Origin of the sequence: Paenibacillus soyae, assembly GCF_024623455.1 — a bacterium.
In the GTDB taxonomy this organism is placed as follows: Bacteria; Bacillota; Bacilli; order Paenibacillales; family Paenibacillaceae; genus Pristimantibacillus; species Pristimantibacillus soyae.
Genome location: NZ_JANIPJ010000005.1, coordinates 247,556 through 271,462 on the forward strand (window position 1 = coordinate 247,556; position 23,907 = coordinate 271,462).

21 protein-coding genes are annotated in these 23,907 nt (G+C 56.8%); 11 read left to right on the plus strand and 10 right to left on the minus strand.

Annotation, left to right across the window (positions count from 1 at the left end; translation table 11 throughout):
* Positions 1-80 precede the first annotated feature (80 nt).
* From NQZ67_RS09685 to NQZ67_RS09700, 4 genes are all read left to right on the plus strand, one after another.
* Positions 81-1,211, plus strand: coding sequence for a sugar ABC transporter substrate-binding protein (locus tag NQZ67_RS09685; protein ID WP_257444979.1), 1,131 nt, complete (start codon positions 81-83; stop codon positions 1,209-1,211).
* Positions 1,212-1,361: 150 nt separating this feature from the next.
* Positions 1,362-2,852, plus strand: a complete 1,491-nt coding sequence (locus NQZ67_RS09690; RefSeq protein WP_257445090.1) for a sugar ABC transporter ATP-binding protein — start codon at positions 1,362-1,364, stop codon at positions 2,850-2,852.
* A complete protein-coding gene (locus tag NQZ67_RS09695) occupies positions 2,849-3,841 on the plus strand; it encodes an ABC transporter permease (protein WP_257444980.1) in 993 nt (330 codons plus the stop codon). The genes NQZ67_RS09690 and NQZ67_RS09695 overlap by 4 nt, the downstream gene beginning before the upstream one ends.
* A gap of 3 nt (positions 3,842-3,844) precedes the next feature.
* Entirely contained in the window at positions 3,845-4,912 is a 1,068-nt protein-coding gene (locus NQZ67_RS09700) for an RDD family protein (RefSeq protein WP_257444981.1), read from the plus strand.
* 60 nt (positions 4,913-4,972) lie between these two features.
* On the opposite strand, the gene hflX is transcribed toward NQZ67_RS09700, so the two are convergent.
* Entirely contained in the window at positions 4,973-6,259 is a 1,287-nt protein-coding gene (gene hflX, locus NQZ67_RS09705) for a GTPase HflX (RefSeq protein WP_257444982.1), read from the minus strand.
* Positions 6,260-6,716: 457 nt separating this feature from the next.
* Positions 6,717-8,324, minus strand: coding sequence for a bifunctional metallophosphatase/5'-nucleotidase (locus tag NQZ67_RS09710; protein ID WP_257444983.1), 1,608 nt, complete (start codon positions 8,322-8,324; stop codon positions 6,717-6,719).
* 329 nt (positions 8,325-8,653) lie between these two features.
* Between NQZ67_RS09710 and NQZ67_RS09715 the strand changes: the two genes are divergently transcribed.
* Both NQZ67_RS09715 and NQZ67_RS09720 read left to right on the plus strand, forming a co-directional pair.
* Positions 8,654-8,929: a hypothetical protein gene (locus tag NQZ67_RS09715; RefSeq protein WP_257444984.1), complete on the plus strand. Its 276-nt coding sequence runs from the start codon at positions 8,654-8,656 to the stop codon at positions 8,927-8,929.
* Between the two features lie 104 nt (positions 8,930-9,033).
* Positions 9,034-9,429: a hypothetical protein gene (locus NQZ67_RS09720; protein ID WP_257444985.1), complete on the plus strand. Its 396-nt coding sequence runs from the start codon at positions 9,034-9,036 to the stop codon at positions 9,427-9,429.
* 59 nt (positions 9,430-9,488) lie between these two features.
* Here NQZ67_RS09720 and NQZ67_RS09725 read toward each other — a convergent pair whose 3' ends face one another.
* Positions 9,489-10,307 (minus strand): hypothetical protein, encoded by an 819-nt coding sequence (locus NQZ67_RS09725; RefSeq protein WP_257444986.1) that lies wholly within the window; start codon positions 10,305-10,307, stop codon positions 9,489-9,491.
* 265 nt (positions 10,308-10,572) lie between these two features.
* Between NQZ67_RS09725 and NQZ67_RS09730 the strand changes: the two genes are divergently transcribed.
* Together NQZ67_RS09730 and tgl are read left to right on the plus strand one after the other, a co-directional pair.
* On the plus strand, positions 10,573-11,361 hold the full coding sequence (locus tag NQZ67_RS09730; protein WP_257444987.1) for a Cof-type HAD-IIB family hydrolase: 789 nt from the start codon (positions 10,573-10,575) through the stop codon (positions 11,359-11,361).
* 88 nt (positions 11,362-11,449) lie between these two features.
* Positions 11,450-12,217 carry a spore coat transglutaminase TGL gene (gene tgl, locus NQZ67_RS09735; RefSeq protein ID WP_257444989.1) on the plus strand — a complete coding sequence of 256 codons (768 nt, stop codon included), beginning with the start codon at positions 11,450-11,452 and terminating at the stop codon, positions 12,215-12,217.
* 691 nt (positions 12,218-12,908) lie between these two features.
* Here tgl and NQZ67_RS09740 read toward each other — a convergent pair.
* From NQZ67_RS09740 to NQZ67_RS09760, 5 genes are all read right to left on the minus strand, one after another.
* Complete coding sequence (locus NQZ67_RS09740) at positions 12,909-13,637, minus strand: peptidylprolyl isomerase (RefSeq protein WP_257444991.1); 729 nt, start codon at positions 13,635-13,637, stop codon at positions 12,909-12,911.
* 129 nt (positions 13,638-13,766) lie between these two features.
* Complete coding sequence (locus NQZ67_RS09745; protein WP_257444993.1) at positions 13,767-14,225, minus strand: MarR family winged helix-turn-helix transcriptional regulator; 459 nt, start codon at positions 14,223-14,225, stop codon at positions 13,767-13,769.
* Between the two features lie 118 nt (positions 14,226-14,343).
* Positions 14,344-15,330: a 2,3-diaminopropionate biosynthesis protein SbnB gene (locus NQZ67_RS09750; protein WP_257444994.1), complete on the minus strand. Its 987-nt coding sequence runs from the start codon at positions 15,328-15,330 to the stop codon at positions 14,344-14,346.
* Complete coding sequence (gene sbnA / locus NQZ67_RS09755; protein WP_257444995.1) at positions 15,318-16,304, minus strand: 2,3-diaminopropionate biosynthesis protein SbnA; 987 nt, start codon at positions 16,302-16,304, stop codon at positions 15,318-15,320. Before sbnA ends, NQZ67_RS09750 begins: the two co-directional genes overlap by 13 nt.
* A gap of 24 nt (positions 16,305-16,328) precedes the next feature.
* A complete protein-coding gene (locus NQZ67_RS09760) occupies positions 16,329-17,567 on the minus strand; it encodes a phenylacetate--CoA ligase family protein (protein WP_257444996.1) in 1,239 nt (412 codons plus the stop codon).
* Positions 17,568-17,792: 225 nt separating this feature from the next.
* On the opposite strand from NQZ67_RS09760, the gene NQZ67_RS09765 reads away from it, so the two are divergent.
* Complete coding sequence (locus NQZ67_RS09765) at positions 17,793-18,602, plus strand: YheC/YheD family protein (RefSeq protein ID WP_257444998.1); 810 nt, start codon at positions 17,793-17,795, stop codon at positions 18,600-18,602.
* A 77-nt stretch (positions 18,603-18,679) separates the two neighbouring features.
* Here NQZ67_RS09765 and NQZ67_RS09770 read toward each other — a convergent pair whose 3' ends face one another.
* Together NQZ67_RS09770 and ytxJ are read right to left on the minus strand one after the other, a co-directional pair.
* A complete protein-coding gene (locus tag NQZ67_RS09770; RefSeq protein WP_257444999.1) occupies positions 18,680-19,927 on the minus strand; it encodes an S-layer homology domain-containing protein in 1,248 nt (415 codons plus the stop codon).
* Between the two features lie 633 nt (positions 19,928-20,560).
* Positions 20,561-20,899, minus strand: a complete 339-nt coding sequence (gene ytxJ / locus NQZ67_RS09775; RefSeq protein ID WP_257445000.1) for a bacillithiol system redox-active protein YtxJ — start codon at positions 20,897-20,899, stop codon at positions 20,561-20,563.
* A 190-nt stretch (positions 20,900-21,089) separates the two neighbouring features.
* Between ytxJ and NQZ67_RS09780 the strand changes: the two genes are divergently transcribed.
* Both NQZ67_RS09780 and NQZ67_RS09785 read left to right on the plus strand, forming a co-directional pair.
* Entirely contained in the window at positions 21,090-21,665 is a 576-nt protein-coding gene (locus NQZ67_RS09780) for a TetR/AcrR family transcriptional regulator (protein ID WP_257445001.1), read from the plus strand.
* 87 nt (positions 21,666-21,752) lie between these two features.
* Positions 21,753-23,774 (plus strand): YhgE/Pip domain-containing protein, encoded by a 2,022-nt coding sequence (locus NQZ67_RS09785; RefSeq protein WP_257445002.1) that lies wholly within the window; start codon positions 21,753-21,755, stop codon positions 23,772-23,774.
* Positions 23,775-23,907: the final 133 nt, after the last annotated feature.

The window sequence follows — 23,907 nt, forward strand, 5'->3', positions numbered from 1 at the left end:
ACGGATTTATTTAAATCCGATAGGATTACTTGTATTAAAGGGACTGCCTACATACAAACAGTCAGAAGGGGAGAGAGACCATGAACAAAAAGAAAATCAGCACCCTGCTCGTATTCATGCTCGCGATCGTTATCGCGGCTACGGGCTGCGGCGCAAATACCGGCAAATCCGGTAGCAATAGCGGCAGCAACGGCGGAGGAGCGGCAGCAGAGGTGGAGAACCTGCCGGCCGCGTTGAAAGAGAAAGGCGACATTTCCATTAAAGTTATCCGCAAAATCGGCGGGGACGACCATACGGCGCAATTCCTGGCGGGAGCGAAGCAAGAAGGCGAAGCGCTAGGCTTCAAGGTAGACACGTTCTCGGCGAACGGCGACACGGCGAAATTCCTCGACGCGATCGAACAAGCTGCGGAGAGCGGCGTCGACGCGGTCGTGCTGTCGCACGCGGACGTGGAAGGCGCGGTCGATGCGGTGCAGAAGCTGAGAGACAAAGGCATCGAGGTCGTCGCGTTCGACTCTTTGGCAAGCATTGGCGAGGTAGAAGGCGTAACGCTAACTTCCCAGAAGGACGAAGCGCTGGCGCAATACGCGCTTGACGAGCTGGTGAAGCAGCATGGCACCGAAGCGAAAATTGTTTATTTGTGGGTAGACGGCTTCCCGCCGATGGTTCGCCGCAACGCGGTGTACCAGGACGTCCTGGCCCAAAATCCGGGCATCAAGGAAGTAGGCCGGTTTGGCGTCGCTTCCGACAACACGTCGGTCGATACGCAGAATGCCGTCGCGGCGATGCTGGCGGAGCATCCGAAGGGCGAAATCGACGCGATTTTCGCGACATGGGATGCCTTCGCAATCGGCGCAACCCGCGCTTTAGTCGAAGCAGGTCGTACCGAAGTGAAGATTTACGGCATCGACGTCTCGAACGCCGACCTGCAGGCGATGCAGGAAGAGGACAGCCCATGGGCGGCGACGGCGGCGGTCGACGCGAAGATGGTCGGTGCGGTCAATATTCGGTTAGCCGCGAAGAAGCTGGCCGGCGAAGAGACGCCTAAGACTTACGATCTGGACGCGGCGCTTATTACGCAGGAAGATTTGAAGAAATCGAGCGAGGCCGTCAACGTGGCTACGCTTGCCGACATCATTCCGGGATGGGGCACGACGGACGCCTTCGAAGAGGATTGGATCAAAGCTTTGAAAGAAGCGAACGCCAAGTAAAAATCGAGAGTTTAAGCGTCAAATGGATTGATTTAGATGGTATAATAAGTTCTATCATGCTGGCGCCCTCGTCTATCGGATGAGGGCGCTCGATATTGTCTGGGGAGGAAGGTGCGCCTCTTGGCGAATCACGACAGAAGCAGGCTTACGATGAAGGGAATATCGATCGCCTTTCCGGGGGTGCAGGCGCTTTCCGATGTCGATTTCCATACGGAAAGCGGACGGGCTCACGCTCTGATCGGCGCGAACGGCGCGGGCAAATCGACGCTCATGAAGGTGCTCTCCGGCGCTTACGACCATTATACTGGAGAGATCGAGATCGACGGCAAGCCCGCGAATATTCGCAGTCCGAGGGATGCGAAGACGTACGGCATACAAATCGTCTATCAGGAAGTGGATACCGCTCTTATTCCGTATTTGACCGTCGGCGAAAATATCATGATAGAGCATACCATTCACGGGATGAAGGGCAAACAATTCGTGAACTGGAGATCGATTCATCGCGAGGCGCAGGCCGTTCTGGACCGCTTGAAGGTAAAGGTGCCGTCGAAGAAGCTGGTCCAGGAACTAACGCTTGCCGAGAAGCAGATGGTATTGATCGCCAGGTCCGTCTCTCTGGATTGCCGTTTCCTGGTGCTGGACGAGCCGACCGCGCCGCTCAGCCGTAACGAGACGGAAGCGTTGTTCGAGTTGGTTAGGCTGCTGAAATCCCAAGGAGTAGGCATCATCTTCATCTCGCATCGACTGCCCGAGCTGTACGAAATATGCGACGACATTACGATTATGCGCGACGGAAGGCTGGTTGTTCGCGAGGAGCTCGCCCGCCTGCCGCAGCAAGCGGTCGTGGAGCATATGCTGGGAGCGAAGCTGGAGGGACAATTCCCTCACAGGACAAGCCGAATCGGGGAGATCGGCTTCGAGGCAAGGAATGTCTTCGACGAGGGGAAGGTGAACGGCGTATCCCTATCGGTTCGCAAGGGCGAAATCGTGGGCTTGGCCGGGCTCGTGGGAGCGGGCAAAACCGAGCTCTGCCGCGCGTTGTTCGGCGCTTCGGAGACGGCGAGAAGCGAGCTTGTCCTAGGCGGCAAGAGGCTTAGGGCGAGAAGCCCCCACGAGGCGGCGCGAGGCGGAATGGCGCTCATTCCGGAGGAAAGGCGGCGCGAGGGCATATTCGTGGACGAGTCCGTCGTGCTCAATATGACGGCTGCCAGCCTAGCCAAATATTCGGGAGCCGGCTCTTGGATTAAGCGCAAGCTGGAGAGATTCGCATCGGATCAGATGATCCGGGAGCTCGGGGTGAAGACCCCGGACGGGAACGCCAAGGTGCGCAATCTGTCAGGCGGCAACCAGCAGAAGATCGCAATCGGCAAGTGGCTGCTTGCCGACGCGGACGTCTATATCTTCGACGAGCCGACCAAAGGCGTCGACGTCGGGGCGAAGCGCGATATTTACAACCTGATCGCGGAGCTCGCCTCGAGGGGGAAGTGCATCCTGTACGCGTCCAGCGAAATGCCGGAAATCATGGGCATTACGGACCGCATTTACGTGATGTACGACGGGGCGATCCTGAAGGAGCTGGAGACGGCTCGAACTAGCGAGGAAGAGATAATGTTATACAGCACGGGAGGCGTAATGTCATGAGTGGTGCCGAATCGACGCGGCTTAGCAAAAACGCGGGCGCGGTTCAGTTTCTATACAAATATGGAACGTTGATTACAATACTGCTGTTGATCGTTTTTTTCGGCACGATGACCGATAACTTCTTGAACTATTCCAATATCATCAACATTCTGCGTTCAAGCTCCATCGTCACTATTATCGCGATTGGGTTGACCGTGTCTCTAGCCGTAGGCGGCTTCGACCTATCGGTCGGATCGACGGCGTCGATCGCGAACGCGCTTGTCATATCCCTGTTCGTCTGGCACGGCCAGAGCATCGGCGTGGGATTGCTCGTGACGGTTCTGTTCTGCTTGGTCGTCGGCCTAGTGAACGCATTCCTGGTCATTAATTTCAAAATTCAGGACATGCTGATGACGCTCGCCACGATGTTCGTGTTCCAGGGCATCGCCCTCACCTATACGCGAGGGGCGAGCATCTCGGAGAATATGATTCTGCCGAGCGGCGACTTTGCGACAGGCGCCATTCCGGACGCGTTCGGCTCGCTGGGCAAGGAGCCGTGGATCATTATCATTATGCTCGTTATCGTGCTGCTTGTGCATATCTTCCTGACATATACGAAGCATGGCCGGTATATGTACATGATTGGCGGCAATGCCGAAGCGGCCAAGCTGTCCGGCATCGCCGTCAGCAAATACCGTCTGACCGCGTACCTGATCTCCGCGGTGCTTGCGGGAATCGGCGGCATCATTCTAGGCGCCAGGGTGGAAATGGCGGAAGTGAACGCCGGCAGCCCTTACCTGATGGATGCGGTGGCGGCGGCGTTCATCGGCTACTCTGTGCTTGGAGCAGGCAAGCCGAACGCGCTGGGCACGTTAGTCGGCGCCATCCTGATTAACATTTTGTCGAACGGTCTGGTCATGATGTCCGTCCCTTACTACGCGATGGACATCGTGAAGGGCTCCGTTCTGGCCTTAGCGCTGGCGATCACTTATATCAGAAGCAGGAGGTAACCGATGGAACATCAGATGGGGCATGCGTATCCGTATCCGCCGCCTCCTCCGCCGCCGGCGGATCCGATGGAGAGCTTAATGCGTAACTATGGAAGCTCCATTTTTTTTAAACGGTGGGGTGCGACGGTCGTCGATTTTTTGTTCATGATCGGACTCGGGCTCGCCTTGCTGCTTATGCCAAGCTCGTTGTTCGGCATCGGACTCGTCATCTATATCTTGTTCTATCTGCTCTATTACGTGCTTCTCGAAGGCTTGACGGGTTATACCGTCGGCAAGCTGCTGTTCCGCATCCGCGCGGTTCGAGCGGACGGGAGGGCGCCGGGCTTCGTCAAAGGCCTCATTCGGGCGACGCTTCGCATCGTCGATACGAATCCGTTACTGATGGGGGCGCTGCCGGCCGGCATATGCGTGCTCGCGACGAAGAAGAAGCAGCGGCTGGGCGATATGGCCGCGAATACGTATGTCCTGAACGCGCGGGATGTGCTGCCGGACGGCAAGAGGTTTCCGGTCGGCCTGACCTTGGCCGCCGTAGGGGCCATCGTCGGTTCAATCGCGCTAGCCGCCACGAGTATCGCCATAGCCGCCAAGACACCCGGAAGCATTATTGGACCGTCCCAGCCGGAGACGTTCTTGAGCCTGGACGGCAAGTTTCAAGTGACAGCGGATGACAGCTGGTCGCTCCAGGACGACCTCCATGATGAAGCCGACTTGTCGATCGGGAACATGTTCGCGGAGAAGTACATGGTCGTGCTGACGCAGCCGAAATCCGATTTCGACGCCGATTTCACGCTTGACGATTTTTCGGGGCAGGTCGTGAACAGCTTCGCCGAAGGAAGAGCGCTGCCGATCGTGCCTTATCCGTTCGATGGCGGTATGTACAAGTCGGAGCAATTCACGTTCGTGGAGAACGTGGACGGCTATTCCGTGACCTATCTCGTCACGTCGATCGAGACGGAGGAGCATTATCATCAAGTGATCGTTTGGACGCTGGCGGAGAAATATGAAAGGCTCAAGCAGGAGCTTACGGAGCTCATTGCTTCCTTCCAGCCTGCGGCAACCGAATCCGCATAAAAGAATAAGGGCAGCCCCGCCGTGATGACGGTAGGCTGCCCTTAGTTATTGCGTTTTGACTTACTCCTGATCCAGCTCCGTGAACTGATCGCGGTAACGCTCATAGTTGGCCAGGCTGCACTCCAGCTTCATGCGGGTGCCGCCTTCCTCGTATTCGGTGGAGAGGACGTTCGCGTGTTCGTTGAAATACGAGACGAGCCGCCCTTGATCGTATGGGATTAAGATTTCCCGCGTCACGTAATCGTCGAAGATATGGCCGCGAATGACGTCAACCAGCTCCGAGATGCCTTTCCGCTCTTTGACCGACATGAACACGCTCGACTCGCTGGCTTCGGGGTACGGATGGTCGGTCAGGTCGCATTTGTTGTAGACATAGACCATCGGGATGCCTTCGGCGCCAAGCGCGGCCAGCGTCTCGTTCGTCACGGCCACGAGCTGCTCGTAGTCCTCATGGGCGTAATCCACCACATGGACAAGCAGGTCGGCTTCCGTCACTTCCTCCAGCGTGGAGCGGAACGCTTTGATCAAGTGATGGGGCAGCTGACTGACGAAGCCGACGGTGTCCGTCAGCAGAAACGATTTGTTGTCCGGCAGGTCGATGCTTCTCACGGAAGTTTCGAGCGTCGCGAACAGCATGTTCTCGGCGAAAACTTGTTTGGTCGTATCCGGATCGTACGTTTCCAGCAGCGCGTTCATCAAGCTGGATTTCCCGGTGTTCGTATAGCCGACTAAACAAACGACCGGAATTTCGTTTTTCTTGCGCTTCCGGCGCTGCTGCTGGCGCGTGGCGACCAGCTTCTCGAGCTCCGTCTGAAGGGCGGTAATCCGCTCTTCGATCCGCCTGCGGTCCAGCTCCAGCTTCGTTTCGCCGGCGCCTCTGTTCCTTAGGCCGGAGCCGCCGCCTTGTCTGCCGAGCGACGCCCGCAAGCCGACGAGACGGGGGAGGGAGTATTGCAGCCGCGCCACTTCGACCTGCAGCTGGGCCTCGCGCGTCTTCGCGCGCTCCGCGAAGATGTCCAGAATAAGCATCGTGCGGTCCATGACCGCGCACTCCAGCTCCGCTTCGAGATTGCGGATTTGGGAAGGAGACAGCTCGTCGTTGAAGATGGCGAGGTCGGTCTCGAGACCGGCGAGCATGGCTCGAAGCTCCTGGATTTTGCCCGTTCCGATGTAATGGGAGGAGTTGACCTTCTCCGCTTTTTGGTTCAGCTCGCCAACCACGTCGATATAACGGGCGGCCGCCAGATTGCGCAGCTCCATCATGGAATAAGCGAAATCGTTGTCCTTCTGCAGCTCTACGCCGACGATAACGGCTTTCTGTACGGTTTGTTCATTGAGTTCTTGCATATAGGGGTCGCCTCCTTGGCTATATAAAGACTTATCTTTTCCATTCTTGGCATATAAAAAAACACAGGCGTCCGCCTGTGTTCGTCAATTCGCATGAGGGTGTCGGATTCCGTGAACGGGCACAGTCTGCCCCCGCATTCAACGGAGCATGGTCTCTCCAAGTCGGCATAGAAGGACGGATCATGCTTAAGCCCGCGCGGGCAGTCGGCATGATGACTTCCAATGACGATAATGGACGATTACGATGTAGGTTCGCATGTAGACAGACCAATCCTGAGTCCTCTGCGCACAGGCAGAGCTTCGGCGCTATTCAATTAGCCGCGCAAAGACCTAACTCGGATGAAATCTATCACACGTAACCCTCCGTTCATTTCCTTGGAATGACATCAGTGTAGCATATCGCAATGGCCGGTTCAACCGAATCAGGCTGTCCGGGACTCGTATTATTTACTTATAATCAATCTTTCCGAGCGCCGATTATCTTCCAGTTCTCGGTTAATTGGACGTGCCATTCCGGCTTGGCGCACATGAATTCGGCTAATATTTCCGCCACTTCCGTATGGATCTGCTTGACGATAGGGGCGTCTTCAAACATGGAGTAGCCGCCTCCGCCGCCCGCGCGGTAATGATTCATGACCACATCCAGCTTCTGTTCCGGCTCAAGCGGCCGGTCCTTGTAGGTTAGCTTCGTCACGCGACAGCCGGGCGGCCGGGAGATATCCATGACGTATTCGATGCCTTCCCACATGTCGTAATTGTAGGGCTGGGACTTTGGCGCTTGGAATTCGGCGCTAACCGTCAGCGCACCCGATTCATCCAGCGTGAAATAGGAGGCGCTTCGCTCAAGAGCGTCCTTCACTTGCCGACCGGTCAGCCGAAGCACGGCAAGCGTATTGGGATAGGGATAGTTGGCGGCGATATCCCTCTCCGTGACGACAGGAGCGAAGCCGGGGGCATTGTCGTCCATTAACGCCGTTAAGGATGCATCGACGCCAGCCGCTTGCATTTGCGCTTCGTTCAGCCATTGGACGAAGGGGTGCTTCTTGCGGCGGGCTTCACCGGCGTCGCGAATACGCATGTCTCCCGTCATTTGTCCTAACGGACGATTCAGACGCCGGGTCACTTCCTCTTCGTAAGGCTGCAGCCACGCCGGGCTTGGAGAGACAGCGGCGGCTTCTACCGAAACAAGCCGGGTGGCTCCCGACGTTACGGTCCAGCCGGAGCCTTCTCTCTTCGTGAGCTCGAGCGTCGCTTCTCCGACATGCGTGCCGTAGGAGCCGGGCTGCACGACCAACGTGCGGTCAACGCGCGCATCGCCGATCAAGCGGTGCTGATGCCCGGTTAGAAGCACGTCGATGCCGCGCACCTCCGTGCAGAGCCGATAGCCTTCGTTTTCGCCTGTAAACGGTTCGGCCGGGGTGCCGTCCTCCAGATTGCTTTCGAAGCCGCCGTGATAAGAGACGATCACGATATCCGCCGCGTGCTTCTCCCTGAGAAGCGGGACCCATCGCTTTGCGGTCTCGACGGCCGAAAGAAATTGCAGCCCCTCGATATGCTCGGGCCGTTCCCATGCGGGGATGAAGGCGGTGGTCAGGCCGAGAAGCGCGACCCGTACGCCTTCCTCCGTTGTCCAGACGCGATAGGGCGTTCCAAATAGAGGCTCGCCTGTCAGCGCTTCTACGATATTCGCGGACAGCCAGGGAATGGGGGATTGCCCGGCAATTTTCTGGGCGGCGTCACGCCCGTAGTTAAACTCATGGTTCCCGGGAACAAACGCGTCGCAGCCCGTTTGCCGGAACCATTCGGTCGTGGGATGCCGGCGGTCCTCGCCTTTCTTGAGCTCGTTCATAAAAGAATCGGTGAGCGGGGCGCCTTGATAGGCATCGCCGTTATCGAACCAGAAGAAGCGGCGGCCGAGCGATTGTTTGCTTTGCAAAATCATCCGCGAGAGTTCATTCATGCGATGAACATTCGTCATGAGCGGATGCTGGCTTGGCGTACATCTAAAGCCGTGAAGATCGCTGGTGGACCATATGGTAACTGTTGCAGAGTGAGTTGCGGTCATGGGAAGCTCCTTTGCAGCCGGATACATCGCTTTTCGACAGAGCGTGCGTTAATCCTTTACGACGTGAAGCATTTACGAGAATAATATAATATGATAAATTGAAGCTAGATAAGGAAAAATGCGGAAGCACCGCGCTTGCAGATCTTGGTCTGCTCGCGCGGTGCTTTGTTCGTTTAGCGCGAATGCTTCCGCTATTCCACTGCGTTCCACAAAACTAAGCAAATGCTTACGAAGCGGTTTTGTTCCACTTTGTTCCACAAAACTAAGCAAATGCTTACGAAGCGGTTTTGTTCCACTTTGTTCCACAAAACTTTAGGAGGATGAGTATAGTGGCGGAATTCGAATATGAAGACGAGCTGACTCCGATTCGGTTATATCTGGAGCGGGAGTATGCGGAGGAATTTCGCGTGATACTAGGATACTTGGTATTCGCGGGCACGGAGGAGGGGTTGTTCCTTTACCGCAACAGAATTACCCGTTCTCTGATTATCGTGGATCGGGAAGGGAAGCTTGTCTCGTGCGGCAAGGATGCGCTCCATACGATAGCCATATATAAGACGTTTTTCCCGAAGCGGAAGTATCGCAGGAAGCAATTCCGCGCCTGATGAGCAGGTCACGCGCCTGAATCCCGCGAGGACGCGAAACAATTGAATGGTCTCGCGCGTTTAGAATAATGAAGCGAATTCATACCATCGGGAGAGTGAACAGAATGCGTTGGATTCCGGAAAAAGACAGCAGCAAGTGGTGGGTATATTCGGGGATCTCGACTGTGGCGGTAGGAGCGATCATTTGGCTGATCCGCTTCGGCATGCTGGGACAGGCGTTTACAGGCACGCATGCGCTTCGCATGCTGCTGCTCGCGGCCGTGGTATCGGTCGTATACAATCTGGTTGGATGGCTGGGAGCCAGATGGCTATGGGGCTTCTCCTATGCCGGTCTATTCGCCGGACTAGTCTCGATGGCGGCCTATGCCGGGAGGGCCACGGGCTGGGAGGATCTGGCGAGCATGCTGTCATTCCTCGTTCTGATGGCGGGCGGCATTGTTGTCGGCATCGTCGCGGAGATCACGGCGGCCCTTGTGCATTATCGCAATAGACGCGGTTAGCGCGTTTCGTATGGAGAATGGGAGCCATGGAGCATGGCTCCTTTTTGCATGTTATAAGTTTAGTATCGTTGCAGCTTCTCCTCGGCCTTGCTTATAACCGCAGAAATTTGCTGTTCATAATAATGAGCATTGGCCTTCTGAATGAGAATTTGCCGCTCATAGATCAGCATGCGGGCAAGGGACAGTGAGGCTGCGGCGGCATCCTTCTTGCGGACATTTTGGACGAGTACCTTAGACTCCGTCGTGAACAGCTTTTTGACGCTGCTTGCCGTGCTCTTCGCCGATTTGATGCGGGTCTCGTGCGCGTCGGCCGTCTCGAGAATGCCGCGGATCGTTTTCATCTTGGCGGAGGCGTCCGACTTCGCTTTCTTAAGCGAAGCTTCTTGGGCGTCGATGACGGCGTTAGCCGCCTGCACGGCAGATTTCGTTATCTCGGCTTGCGCGTTCGCAATGGCGATAAGATCCTTGTTCTTCGTGGCTTTCGCGATGCTAAGCTGCGCTTTGTGCGATTTGTAAAGCTCGAATAACGGCTCGAATTTCTTCTCGGTCTGGCTGAGCTCGGCCTCGAGCGCGCTAATCTTAGCCGAATCAATGGTCCGAATCCGTTTGCGGATGGAGGCGTCCCGTTCCTCGTTCTGATAGTGAAGGGCGCTGATCCGGGAATCGAGTCCGATTTCCTGCTGCTGAAGAGCCTGGAGCTCCGCGTAGCTTTGTTCCAGCTCGTTAGCCGTCTTGGAATTCGCTTCCTCGACCATCTGGTCAAAAGCGGTCTTGGCGGTGGCGGTAAATTCAAAGGGCGCGGCGAAGGCTGTGGTAGCGGCGGCAACGAGCATGACGACGGTTAAACAGATGACGCGGAAAAGGAATGGGGATTGCATAAGGGCTGTACCTCCTCTTGAATGGGTGAATGGATGAATGGGTCCGGCAACGCAAAGAAGCACCCGCAAGGGAGACGAGAATCGTCTAGCCTTGCGGGTGCTTCCCGCTTGAACCGAACATCAGTTTCCATTACTATACCCCACCAGAGGGATCGCGGTCAACCGAAATATAAAGATTTCTTATCCCGGCCGCCGCGTTCTAGGCGGGAGAGCCATTATTCTCTATACTAGTAGGAAAAGAAAAAACGGATGGGAGAATGGCGGAATGAGTTATAAAATCGTATTTTTTGATATCGACGGGACGCTGGTGAACGAAGAAAAGGAGATTCCGGCGGATACGATCGAAGCGATCCGGGAATTGAAGGCAAGCGGGGTCGAACCGGTCATAGCGACCGGAAGGGCGCCGTATTTCATCAAGCCGCTGGCGGAGCGTCTTGGCATCGAGTCGTTCGTCTGCCTGAACGGCGGATATGTGGTATACAAAGGCAAGCCTCTCTATCGCAAGACGATTGAGAAGCCGGCGCTGGAGTCGCTAGTTGCTTTGGCGGCCCAGCACGACCATGGGCTGGTGTTCGAAGGCGAGCATCAATTTTTCTGCGACCGGGAGAATCATCCTTTTATTACGGACGCGGTGCTGTCGTTGAAGGTGGATCTGCCGGGCTTTAACCCGGACTACTGGCGCACCGACGATATTTTTCAAGTATTCCTGCACTGCGAAAGCCATGACGAGCACCTCTACGAAGCTTTGAAGACCGACTTCACGCTAATTCGCTGGCATCCGCAAGCCATGGACGTGCTTCCGGCGGGCAGCTCGAAGGCGCAGGGGATCGCGGCGCTGCTCGATCAGCTCGGCTTAACGGCGGCCGATGCCGCGGCGTTCGGGGACGGACTCAATGACAAGGAGATGCTGGCCTACGTCGGCTTCGGCGTGGCGATGGGCAATTCCAATCCCGAGCTGCTGCCATACGCGGACTTCGTCACGACTCATGTAGACGAGCGGGGCATCCGCAACGGCCTGATCGAAGCGGGCTTGCTGCCGGTCCACTCGGCCTAAACCGGCGCGGCTTTATTTTCCGTCTCACCAATCGACGATTGCCCACGTACAATAACCTAGTAATCTTATGATGCTTGGGGGATGAGACGTGATCGTAATCTTGGATGGCAGCCCCGTTCAGTTCCCGCCGCGGATGCTGACGGAGCTGGAGAAGAAGACGCTGCGCCGGAAGATGAACAGTCCCGTCGTGTACCGTTATCCCGATCTGGAGGCGCTTCTGTTCGAATTGAAGATGCGGACGAATATCGTGGAGGCGGCCAAAGCGATGTACGCCAGCGGCGTCAGCTTTGCGACCTTCAGCAATTCCCGCGCGAACGACAGGTTCTGGATTCGCACGCCGGACGGCGGTTTTCTGCTCAGGCCGGGCGTTCCGCCCGCCGTCGCGGTGAACGATATTTTCGAGAACGGACGGCTTTACGCGTTCGAATGCGCGGGCGCGATCATTATTATGATGTATAAAGCCGTTCTGGAGACGATAGGGGACGATGCGTTCAACCGTCACTTCCAGCGCCTCTTCCTGCGGGACTGGCAGACCGATCGGGATCTGCGGCTGATTACGCACCATAATTTGAACGAGACGTACGCGGGCGACGTGCTGTATTTCAAAAACCCCGACCACGACCCGGATACGCCCGAATGGCAGGGGGAGAACGTCATCATGCTGGACGATAACCTGTTCTTCGGACATGGCATCGGGATCGGCTCCGGCGCGGATATTATCGCGCAGCTCAATAGGGCGAGAAGGCCGGGCAGCATGATCTCGGCGTACTTGCAGGATTTGATTCTGCTGCCGGAATTCGAGGCCGTGCGCATGCTGACGATGCGCGAGGACGAAGGCGAGGGCGCCGCGGTATAGGGGAAAGCGGACTTCATAGCAGACAAAAAACAGCGGCCTTAGAGAGCATGCACTTCTCTCTCCAAGGCTGCTGTTTTTCTCATTGCACGGAATTATGCATTGCGAAAGAAGCGTGGATAGTTTGAGCGAAGTCCTGTAAAAAAAGCGTCGGCGTTTGGGGAGCTTTGGGTGGAATAGCAGAATAAGTGGCGTTAATTCTAAGCGACGAAAAAAAGGAGAAATGTACTACTCCGCTAATTCAATTCTCTGGTCGTTATGAGACGGTGGAGAAAGAAGCATGCGGCATGGCAGACGGGAGGGGGAGTAACTGGGGGGTGGAGTAACTAGTTAGTCGGCTTCAACCGCATGTGGCATACGAGTTGCTTTCTGCATGCTTGATAATAGCGGCATTTTCCGGAGTTATTTTCATGGATGTAGGCGGTTGGCTGGGAAGAGCGGCATTAATACCGTTAATTTCGAGGACGGATGGCCGATTGGGTAATATGGGTCTGCAATAAGGGTAAAATCGCCGCTATTTATGAAAAAGGGGAAGTTAGCTGAAAAATAAGGGTACAATGTCCGCTATTTCAGTTCTATGGTCGTTATGCGGCGGTGGAGATTAGTCTTGTTCGGCGCGAGCTCGGCTGCGCCGTAAGGGCGATTTCACCCCTGCAGCGCAGCCTCACACGCCCCCGCGCTAGCTGTAGCGCGATTAGGACGTCTTCTCCGGCGCTTCGAACGTCATGCCTTTTTTGTCCACGGTCACTTTCTTCATGGAGATCGGCTCGAGAGGCTTGTCGCTGCCGTCCCGTTCCTGGTTCACGACGACGTCGGCGGCTTCCATGCCCTCGATTACCGCTCCGAAGCCGGCGTATTGCTTGTCCAGGAACGGAGAGTCTTCCACGACGATGAAGAACTGAGAGCCGGCGGAATCCGGATCATTGGCCCGAGCCATGGAGATGACGCCTCGTTTGTGGCTCAGCTTGTTCTCGAAGCCGTTCTGCGAGAATTCGCCCGGAATGGAGTAGCCGGGGCCGCCCGTTCCGTTGCCGTCCGGGTCGCCGCCCTGGATCATGAAGCCCGGAATGACGCGGTGGAAGATGAGCCCGTCATAGAAGCCTTGCTCGGCGAGCGAAATGAAGTTGTTCACGGTGTTGGGAGCGACCTCGGGATACAGCTCCACCTTGATGACTTGATCGTTGCTGAGCTCGATCGTGACGACGGGATGCTTGTCCGAGCCGAGCAGCTCCGGCTCTTCGGAAGCCTCCTCCGTTGGCGTCGGAGATGGTGAAGGCGATGCGGCGCCGCCGCCTTGCTCTTGGCCCGCGTTGTTCGCGGCGCCTTTGCCTTGGTCCACGCCGCAGCCCGAAGCGATCAGCGCGATGACGACGAACAGGAGCGCAAGGATGCCGTACGTTTTTTTGGCTTGAAAGGTTCGCACAGAAGGATTCCCCCTATGTAGATGTGGAGTCGCGCCGAGTCCGGCACGCTTATTTGTCAGCATCCATCTTATCATAGTCGCGGGAGGAAAATCTAACCTGTCCGCGAACCCCATCCACAGGAGCACGGTTTACTTCTCTTCCTCCTTACGCTCGGCGTCCTTCATCCGGCTCAAGAGCTCGTGCATGAGAGCAAGCAGCTGGGCGCCTTCTTCCGGCGTCGCGTTCAGCTGGCTGACCAGCTTCTCGGGAATGCAGACCGCCTTCTCGCGGAGAGAACGCCCTTGCTCGGTCAAGGCGACGATCACGCTTCGCTCGTCGTTCTTGGCGCGGGCGCGGGTAATGAGCCCGGCCGATTCCAGCTTCTTCAGAAGCGGGGTCAGCGTGCCGGAGTCCAGATACAGCTTTGCGCCAAGCGCGCTTACCGTTACCTCATCTTTCTCCCACAGGGCAAGCATCGTGACGTATTGGGTGTAGGTCAGGCCGAGGTCCTGGAGAAGCGGGCGATACAGCTTCGTAATCTCGCGGGATGCCGCATAGAGCGAGAAGCAAATTTGATTGTCCAGCTTCAGCGTTTCATTCGAATTCATGTAATCCTCCATCGTTCAATTAAATTGCATTAAATATAAATATAGAGGACGAACGATAGAAACGCAACCAGCGCAGCTCCAGCCAGCCGAACCGCGGACATAGCCGCAGCCCCGCGCCTTATTCAAGTGTCAAGCCGATGCCCGTCTCCAAGCTCCTGCGGACGAACCAATCGGCGACGGCTACGTCGAAGACCGCCATGCCCATCGGGCAGAAAAGGACGGACCCCGCGGCCGCGTCCAATCCCCGTAATTTCTCGCGAACGACGACATCGCCGAGCGAGATCGTATCCTCTTGCCGCAAGCCTCCATCGCGGTGAAGCAGCTCGATGTCGGTGTTCTCTCTGCAAACCTCCGCCCAGTCGTCGACGACGATGGTCGGAACGGAAGCGATGGCGCCAAGTGTGTAGTCCCGCAAGGAAACGTCAAGGAGCAGCGTGCCAGGTGCGGGCGCCGCGTCGATGTATCTCGATTCGCTGACCGTGCATGTGATGACGACGTCGCACGCCGCATACAGCTCTTCCCAGCTGGCGGCGATGATTACCCGGCCATCGGATAGCGCGCTTTCGCCGAGGCGGCTGGCGCCTGCATCTACACCGCGAATATCATAGAGGTACAGCCGTTCGATAGAGGGCTCGAACAATTGGGCGCACATCTCCGCATGGAACCGGCCGATCGGTCCCCATCCGATAATGCCGACGCGGAGCGAGCGGGGGGCGGGAATCCGGCATGCCAGCCAGTGCCGCAGCATGAGTCCGCTCACGGCCGCCGTTCTTGCGGCGCTGACGGAAGGCGCGTTCAGAACGGCGGCCGGCACGCCGGTATCGGCATCGTTCAGTATGGTCATGCTGTGCGCTCTCGGCAGCCCTGCGTTCACGTTGCCGGGGAAGCTGGCGATCCATTTGATTCCCGCCGTCCGGATGCTGCCGCCGATGTAGGCGGGCATCGCGATAATCCGGTTGCGCGGATCGCCGTAACGAAGATAGGGCTTAAGCGGCTGGGCGAACGCTCCTTGCTCCATCGTTTCGATTGCCCTGCGGATGACGCCGGTCAGCTCGTTCCACTCGAACCCGATCTCCTGCAGATGGGACTCTCCTAAATAGAGCAACGTCCTCTCCCTCCTTCGAGCGGCAACGAGCCGAATTGCTTGCGAAGCCAGTCATCGTTGAAGACGGTGTCCATGTAACGTTCGCCCCGGTCATGCAGGATGACGACGCATACGGAACCGTCTGGAATATCGGTCATGAGCGAGCGCAGCGCTGCTATGCATGCCCCTGAAGATGGCCCCGCCAATATGGATTCGGCCGCGGCCAGCTCTCTGCAGCCCGTGGCCATCTCCCAATCCGTCACGTTCATCGCGATATCCATGAAGCGGCGTTCGCCGAACGGGGGGACGATTCCAGCGCCGAGCCCGGGGAAACGCCTCGGGCCTTTCTCGCCGCCGAAGATGACGCTGCCGGCCGCGTCGACCGCAACTACTTTCGTGCGAAGCCCGCGTTCCTTGATGAAGGTCTGGCATCCGAGCATCGTTCCGCAGGTGCTGACGCCTCCCACGACATAATCCACGCGGTCCAGCGCCTCTGCGATTTCCCGCATCGTGCCTTCGGCATGAGCGTGCGGGTTATGCGGATTGCCGTATTGGTTGGGCCAGAAGCTGCCCGGGATCTCATTCAGCAGACGGCGAACCTGTTCCAGCCGGGCGGGGAGAAATTCTCCCGTCTCCGGGTCGGGCGTATCCACGTACGACACCTCGGCTCCGAACGCTTTCATGATGGCCGTGTTCTGCGCGGTCGTTCTGGGATCGATGACGCTGATGAATTTCATGCCGAGATACGAGCAGATCGCGGCCAGGCTGATCGCCATATTGCCGGAGCTGGACTCGATGACGACCGATCCCGGCCGAAGCGAGCCGCTCTCCCAAGCCGACTTGATCATGCGCAGGGCAGGCCGGTCCTTGGCGCTGCCGCCGGGGTTCATAAGCTCCATCTTGCCGTATACGGCTATGTCTCGGTCGTTCTTGAACAGCTTATCGAGCGGTACGAGAGGGGTGTTGCCGATTCGGTTCAGCCAGCCTTTCATCATGACCTCCACAACGCCTTTCGTCTTTTAGTAAAGTTTCTTGGATTTCACGCCGCCGGTTGGCAGAAGGTCCCGCGAACCCACGTCGATTACCTCGATGCCCGCCAGCAGTCCGTTCCGGATCATCATGCCGATATCCCCGATCCGGCCCTCTACCTCCGCCCGAATCGCCGACAGCTTCTCGGCATCCAAGCCTTCTCCGGACAAATAAAGCGTCAGCTTGTTCTCGCGCACGCCGACGCGGAGCGAGACTCCCGGAGCATGGCGGCAGACAGCCTCCTCGATATCGTACAGGCTGATCTTCTCCCCATGCTTGAGCTCGTGCCCGATGCGCTTTGTCAAGCAGCGGAAGGTGTAAAGCCGCTTGCCGTCCTGCTCGATCACCCGAAAATCCCGCACGACATCGTACGTTACGTATCGGATGACGGGGAAGAGGCGGCGTCTAAGCGAAGTCAGGACAAGCACGCCTTCATCCGAAGCGAGAGCTTCGAATCGTTCGTCCACGCGTTCCGCGGGCAGCGATTCGCCGATAAGGCCTTCGGCGAGCACGTATCGGCCGAGTCCGTGATGATAGGCCGCGATGGCGCCGACCTCGATGGAACCGTACGTATCCAGAATGTCGCTTGCGGAGAGGCCGAACCTCGCGGCCATACGGGACTGCCATTCCAGAGATGCCAGCTCTCCGACTAAAATAATCTTCCGTATGCCGAATTTCTGCGGGGCGGGAGCGGCGTCCGCTATCGCCTCCAGGATCGAGGGCATCGTGTACAGCAGCTCGGGCTTGAACGAGGCGAGCCCCGCGACATGCTCTTCGATGGGCGCCGTGAATGGGATCGCCTCGCCCCGCGCGCCCATGTCGGCGAAGATGGAGAGAGCCGTGGAGGCCGCATGCCCCGTCCCCAGATCGGCCATCGCCCGCCCGATGCCGTGCCGCTCGCCGAGCCAGGCGAGATAGCTGTTCTTCTTGGCGGCGATATAGTCGGCGTCGTCTTCCTCGGAATAATAGATCGCTTTGCGTCTGCCCGTCGACGTGCCGGATGTCCGATAGACGGACAGCCCGCTTCCTTCGCGAGGAGGCTGCGAGAAGTAATGACGCTCGAGCAGCTCCGCGCTTAGAAGCGGAAGACGCGGCAGCGGATCGGCGGGAGTAGCGGCGAGCTCGGCACAAGGGAGTCCCGCGTCCGTCAATAGCTGCCGATACCAGGGATGAAGGCCGGCTATCGTTTGAACATGCTCCCGAAGCTCCGCGATTTCCGGTTTCCTCATGACGAATTCCCCCTCGTTAAACGTCCAATGCTCCATTACTTAAGCATATGTTCCGGGGAGGCATTGGTTCGGAGATGACGACAGAGGCCTAAGGCGAAATTCCGTTTTTTTCGTATAGTAATAATAGAACGAATTTGTTAGAGACAAGAGTCTATCGATAGGTTGAGGGACACGATTATTCCCGCCCGGATTCTGCGGGGCGAGAAGGGAGTTCGGTGAAGGACGATGCCTAAGCTTGAGGTGAAAGCTAGCAGGAAAGGTTATCGGATTTCCGATAAATGGGCCAAAACGAGAGTCATGTTAAGAGACGCGGGACTGCGGCCGCATATCCCGGAGACGAAGAGGTTCGGACGAGCGACGCTCCGCAGCATGCTGGACCGTTACCGGATGGTTTACGTGAAGCCTACTCACGGCTCGCTCGGCCAAGGCGTGATGCGAGTAGAGAAGGAAGACGGAGGAGGGTACGGCTATCAGCTTGCGGGGAAGAGGAGGTCCTTCGCCGGATTCGACGCGTTGTACCGGGCGATCGTCAAGGATAAGCGGAGTAAAAGCTATCTCGTGCAAAAGGGCGTCCATGCGCTCCAATACGAGGGGAGAGCCTACGATCTGCGGCTTGTCGTCCAGAGGGCGCCATACGGGGGCTTCGAGGCGACGGGCACGGTCGCGAGAGTGGCCTCCCCCGGCAAAATCGTAACGAACGGCAGCCAAGGAGGGACGATTCTGACGGCGGAGCAGGTGCTTGCCCCCTACATGAGCCCGATGAATAGAAATCGGCTGCTTAAGCAGCTGGACGGGATCGGAGTCGCGACGATTAAGCGCCTTCGCCGGCGCTATCCGAAGATGCTCGAGATCGGGCTTGATATCGCGGTCGACCGTAACTTGAAGCCGTGGATACTCGAAGTGAATACGACGCCGGATCATTGCCCGTTCGCGATTCTGCAGGATCAGACGATGATCCGCAGGATTATCCATTACGGAAGAGGCTATGGCCGCACGTATACTCTGAACTGCAACAAAGCGAGAACCGTGCTATAAGTTTATGTCATACAAGTGAGAAGGACGGAGCTCCATGCCCACAGGCAAGGTGCTCCGTCCTTTACGTTTTAGATGGATTATTTTTTGGCCGCAATCGAGAAAATAACCTGCTTCTGCTTCTCGTCGATCAGCATGCTGACGGAATCGGTGCCGATCAGCGCATACGTCTGTGTGACGGCTTCGCCTTTCTCCACTTTGGCGCATACGTCGCTGAACAGCTGCTTGAACGCGATCGCGTTGTAGCCGAACAGTCCGTTGGCGAATTGCTCGACAACCTCTTTGTTGCGGGCGAGCGAGCCTTCGCGCAGACGCATCGTAATGCCGTATGTATTGTACTCAGGGTCGAGCCAGATGGACGCCTCTTCGCTTACTGCAGTCATTCCCGCCTTTTGGTTCCGTACACTCTCTTTCTCCGTTTGATCCTTGTAGAGCCGCAGCGTTGTGCCGAACAGATCTTGATTCGTGCCGCGAAGGGCCGCCGCGATCAGGAGAGACTCGTACGCGTCCCACATCCGTTTGTCGGGGAAGACGACGATTTTGGTTCCGCCTCCTTCGGTTGGGACGATTCTCTCCAGCTTGTCCGGGGATACCAGGATCGTTTTGCGCTTCGTTTTATCGGTCAGTCTTTCTAGAATAATAAGGGCCTGCGCGCGAGTGACCTTCTGGCCCACGCCAAAAAATCCATTCGGATGACCTTCCATGATGCCTTTGACAAGAGCCTCGGCGATGAAGCGCTGCTCGCGTTCCGACGCGCTCGTAATGTCGCCGTAAGCCTGAGCCATCTTCTGTCCGAAGTTGCCGTCCTCGAGAAATTCCGTTTCCTGCAGCGTGTAATAGATGACCTCCGCCACGTTCTCGCGCGTCATGTCGGCTTGAAAGTCGACGTAACGGTCCTTGTTCAGGAAGTGGAGGTCGCTGGCGATATCGATAAATTCCTTGGCCCAATAACCGGTGGCGCTGGGCTTGAAGGTGAAGTAGCGGTAGTCCTGCTTCAGAATCGCTTGGTTCTCCAGGCTAAGCGAGCTCACAAAGGCGGCGTACCAGCTGCGGGACCCGTTCGGATGCAGTTCCGAATAGGACAAAATAAGCATCTTGACGAATTGGTCGACCTTCACCGGCTCCTCCGGCCGGAAAGTCCCATCCGAATAGCCCTCCAGTATGCCGCGTCCTACCATTTCGTTGATCGTGGGCTCCGCCCAATGGTTTTTCGTATCGCTAAAAATGGACACCGTTGCCGCCGCATCCGCGCGCTCGATCGCCGACGGCGGCTGAATTGTTGCAAGCGTTATCACAAATCCTGTTAGAAGTAGCGCCAAACGTCTCATGAATAGGAAATCCTCCCGATTTTACGATATTTTCCGACATTCTTTAGATAACCACATCCGCTCACCATTGAGAATGGGCTGGACGGCGCATCCTCGGACACGCACAAAGAACTAAGGGGGGGAGCGTTGCAGCTTCTGAATAGGGAAAATGATGGGAGGTAATCCCTATGCATGCGCGGGAAGGCGTGATTCAAAAGGCTGAAGGATGCAAGGCAGAGCTCGGTTGTTGTTGCAGAGCGTGTGGGGGTATTGGTGCGATTGGCGCAGAGACACTTCAGTCTTTTAACAGGATTAAAAGCAGCTTACGGAACGGAGCGACGTTATTCATCGGAGAATGGGGGATTGGGGGTGACTAGCGGAACTGAGCGCTCTTATTCCCTTCATTTTGAACAAAATGATCATTAAAATAGGTGAATAACGGCGCTCAGTTCCCTTACCCGTTGTAAAAATGAGAATTTACCCGAGATAAGGTCGCTCAGTACCGCTAGCGGCGTGAGATGGCATTGGGGTAAGTTAATAAATGAAAAAAGGCACAACCTCCACATTAATGGGGCTGCACCTTTTCTTCATTCAAGCTCAATAGCCGCCGGTTATGCCGGGGGCTTCCTCGCTCGACCAGGCTTGTCTCTCGGACTAGTCCAGAACCGCGCTGATATGAGCTTTCGTAACCGACCAATGGGAGGCTGTCCACACCTTCGCTTTGTTGTCGATGTAGATGATTTGCGGCGATTCGTGCTTCACGCCCGTATCCTCCGCGATCTTGTTCGAGACAGGGCGGGATTCGATCACCTTCACGAGCAGATAATCGACGTTGTCCTTCGGATTGCCGCCGAGGTAGTTGTTGAATTCTCCATGGGCGTTGGCGCTGACGGGGCAGGTCGTGCTGTGCTTGAACAGAACGACGGGACGTTCGGTGGATTGCTGGAACGCCGTTTCCCATTCCTCAATCGTCGTAATTTCTTTGTATGTCATGCGGGATCACTCCTTCTCGGATTCGTTACGTTTTATTATACCGCTTGTCGGCCGGCAAAGTCATCTCACAAGAAAAACGATGAGGCTGTTGCGTCATGCCGGGATATCTGTTAATATAGCTACATAAACGAATTGACCGAAAATGAAATTTAGTCAGTTGGTCAACACGAAAGATAAGGGAGGTTCTTCCATGGCCATAGACCGGAGACAACAAATCATCGACGCGGCGGCCAAAAGCTTCTCTTTGTTCGGCTATAAAGCAACGACGATGGACGGCGTCGCCAAAATCGCGAATGTCGGCAAGGGAACGATCTATACGTTTTTTACGAACAAAGAAGAGCTCTTCCAGGAAATCATGAACCGGATGATCGGCGAAATGAAGAAGGTGGCCGAGCGGGCCATCGACCCGAATAGACGGTTCTTCGATAATTTGTACGCGGCGCTGGAGCTCCTGCTCGATTTCCGGGAGGAGCACGAGCTGGCGCTGAAGCTGTCGCAGGAGATGCGGGAGATCGGCACGCCGATGGCGCTCGAGGGACTGCAGCAGCTGGAGCGGGCGGTCGTCGGATATATCGCGGTGCAGGTGAAGTGCGCGGTCGACAAGGGCGAGATTAAGCCATGCGAGCCGGAGATGACGGCTTTCGTAATGCTTAAGCTTTACATGGCGCTGACGGTCGATTGGACGAAGACGCATGAGCCGCTCGAGAAGGAGCAGGTGGCGAAGCAGCTGCGGATTTATTTGGAGCAAGGACTGGCGCCGGCATAAAGCGGGATGCCTTTTTTTTGAACGAGAATGACCGTTTGGAGGAAATGGTCAGTTCGTCATACTAGCATCTAGAAGGAGAGAATGATCATGAAGCTGAAAGGAATGAAGCAGTTCGGGCGCGAGCTGTCCGCTATTGCGCGTAACAAAAAGGTGCTCATCCCGGTCATCGGCGTGCTGACGATTCCCGTCATGTATTCGGCGATGTTCCTGGGAGCGTTCTGGGATCCGTACGGCAAGCTGGAGGAGCTGCCCGTCGCTGTCGTCAATTCGGATGCGGGGACGGAGTTTCAAGGCGAGCCGCTGCATATCGGGCAGGATTTCGTGGAACAGCTAAAGGAAGATCCGAAGTTTAACTTCGCATTTGTGACGGAACAAGAAGCGCAGCAAGGCATGAAGGATAACCTCTATTATATGGCGATCGAAATTCCGGAGGACTTCTCGGCGAAGACGGCATCGCTCACGTCGGAGCATCCGGAGAAGGCGACGCTGGAATTCCTGCCGAACAAAAGCTCGAACTTCCTGGCCTCCCAAATCGGGAACAATGCTGTTGAGCAGATGAAAAGCCTGCTGAACCAAGAAGTGACCGAAGCGTACACCCGCACCGTGTTCGAGAAGCTAGAAACGGCTGCGGACGGCATCGTGCAGGCTAGCGACGGAGCCGGTAAGATTGCAGATGGCGCGACCAAAGCAAAAGACGGCGCCGAGCTGCTGGAGCAAAACTTAAGCAAGCTGGCGATCGGAACCGCGAGCTTGCAGGATGGCGCATTGAAGCTCGATGCCGCGGGCGAACAGCTTCAAAGCGGCAGTGCCGAGCTGAAGAGCGGAGCGGAAAAGCTGGCAACCGGCATCGGCCAGCTGGCTAACGCGAGTAGCGGCTTAACGGAAGGAGCAAGCGGTGCTTATGACGGCGCAACCAAGCTGTCCGGCGGCTTGGATGCATCCGCGGCCGGCACGGAGGAATTGAAGAACGGAGCCGCGAAGCTGGCGGCTGGTTTGGAAGCCATGGCTTCGCAAAATCCGGCCATGCTGGAAGATCCGCAGTTCAAAGCGCTGCTTGCGGCCGGTCAAGGCTTGGCGGCGGGGCTGGAGAAATCCGCAGCCGGGCAGCAAGAGCTGCTCGCCGGAGCCCAAAGCTTGGAGGGAGGGCTTGAGAAGCTGTCCGCCGGCACCGTCACGCTCGAATCGAAGCTGCAAGACGCGAAATCGGGAGCCGATACGCTGTCCGGCGGTTTGGATAAGCTGACAGCCGGGTCCGCCGAGCTTGCGGGCGGCCTTCATCAGCTGACTTCTTCCGTCCAGACGATGACGACGGGAGCCAAGCAGCTGGAGCAGGGCGCGACGGATATGACCAGCGGCTTGCTTGAGCTGGAGGATGGCACGCAGGAGCTGTCGTCCAAGCTGAGCGACGCATCCGGGGAGTCCTCCGAGCTGTCGCTTACGGATGATATGGTCGGCATGTTCGCCGAGCCGATCGAGCTGAACGTCGCTCCGGTAACGGATGTCGAGAACTATGGAACGGGCCTTGCGCCGTATTTCTTGTCCCTCGGACTGTACGTCGGAGCAATGCTGTTGACCATTGTTTATTCCGTTAAGGAGCCGGCCGTCCGGCCGGAGAACGGTTGGAGCTGGTTCTGGAGCAAAGCGCTCACGCTGATGGCGATCGGAACGATCCAGGCGCTTATCGCGGATGCCGCACTAATTTTCTTATTGAAGATGGACATTCAGAACATCCCACTGTTCATTCTGTTCTCGGTCGTAACGAGCATCACGTATATGATGATCATTCATTTCCTTGTCGCGTCGATGGGCAACCCGGGCCGTTTCTTGGCCGTTATGCTGCTCATCCTGCAGCTGACTAGCTCGGCGGGCACGTTCCCTCGAGAGCTTATCCCGGGCTGGCTGCAGCATGTGTCGCCATGGCTGCCGATGACGTATTCGGTCGCGGGACTGAAAGACGTCATCTCGAGCGGCGATGTGGATCGGATGTGGACCGATGTTGGTCTGCTGGCCGTTTATGGCGCTGCGTTCGCGGCACTATCGCTGACGTATTTCGTCATCTGCCATCGGAAAGCGCGCGGCGGCGAGAGCGACGAAATGGTCGTGGCTTAACCAATAGACGAACTGAAGCGCCGCGATCCGCGGCGCTTCTTGTCGTATACGGACTTAAGTCCCGAATTTTCTATTGCCCTTTCTGGCGAATGCTGTATAATCACTATGATTTCTTTAATTGTGGCGGAGGAGG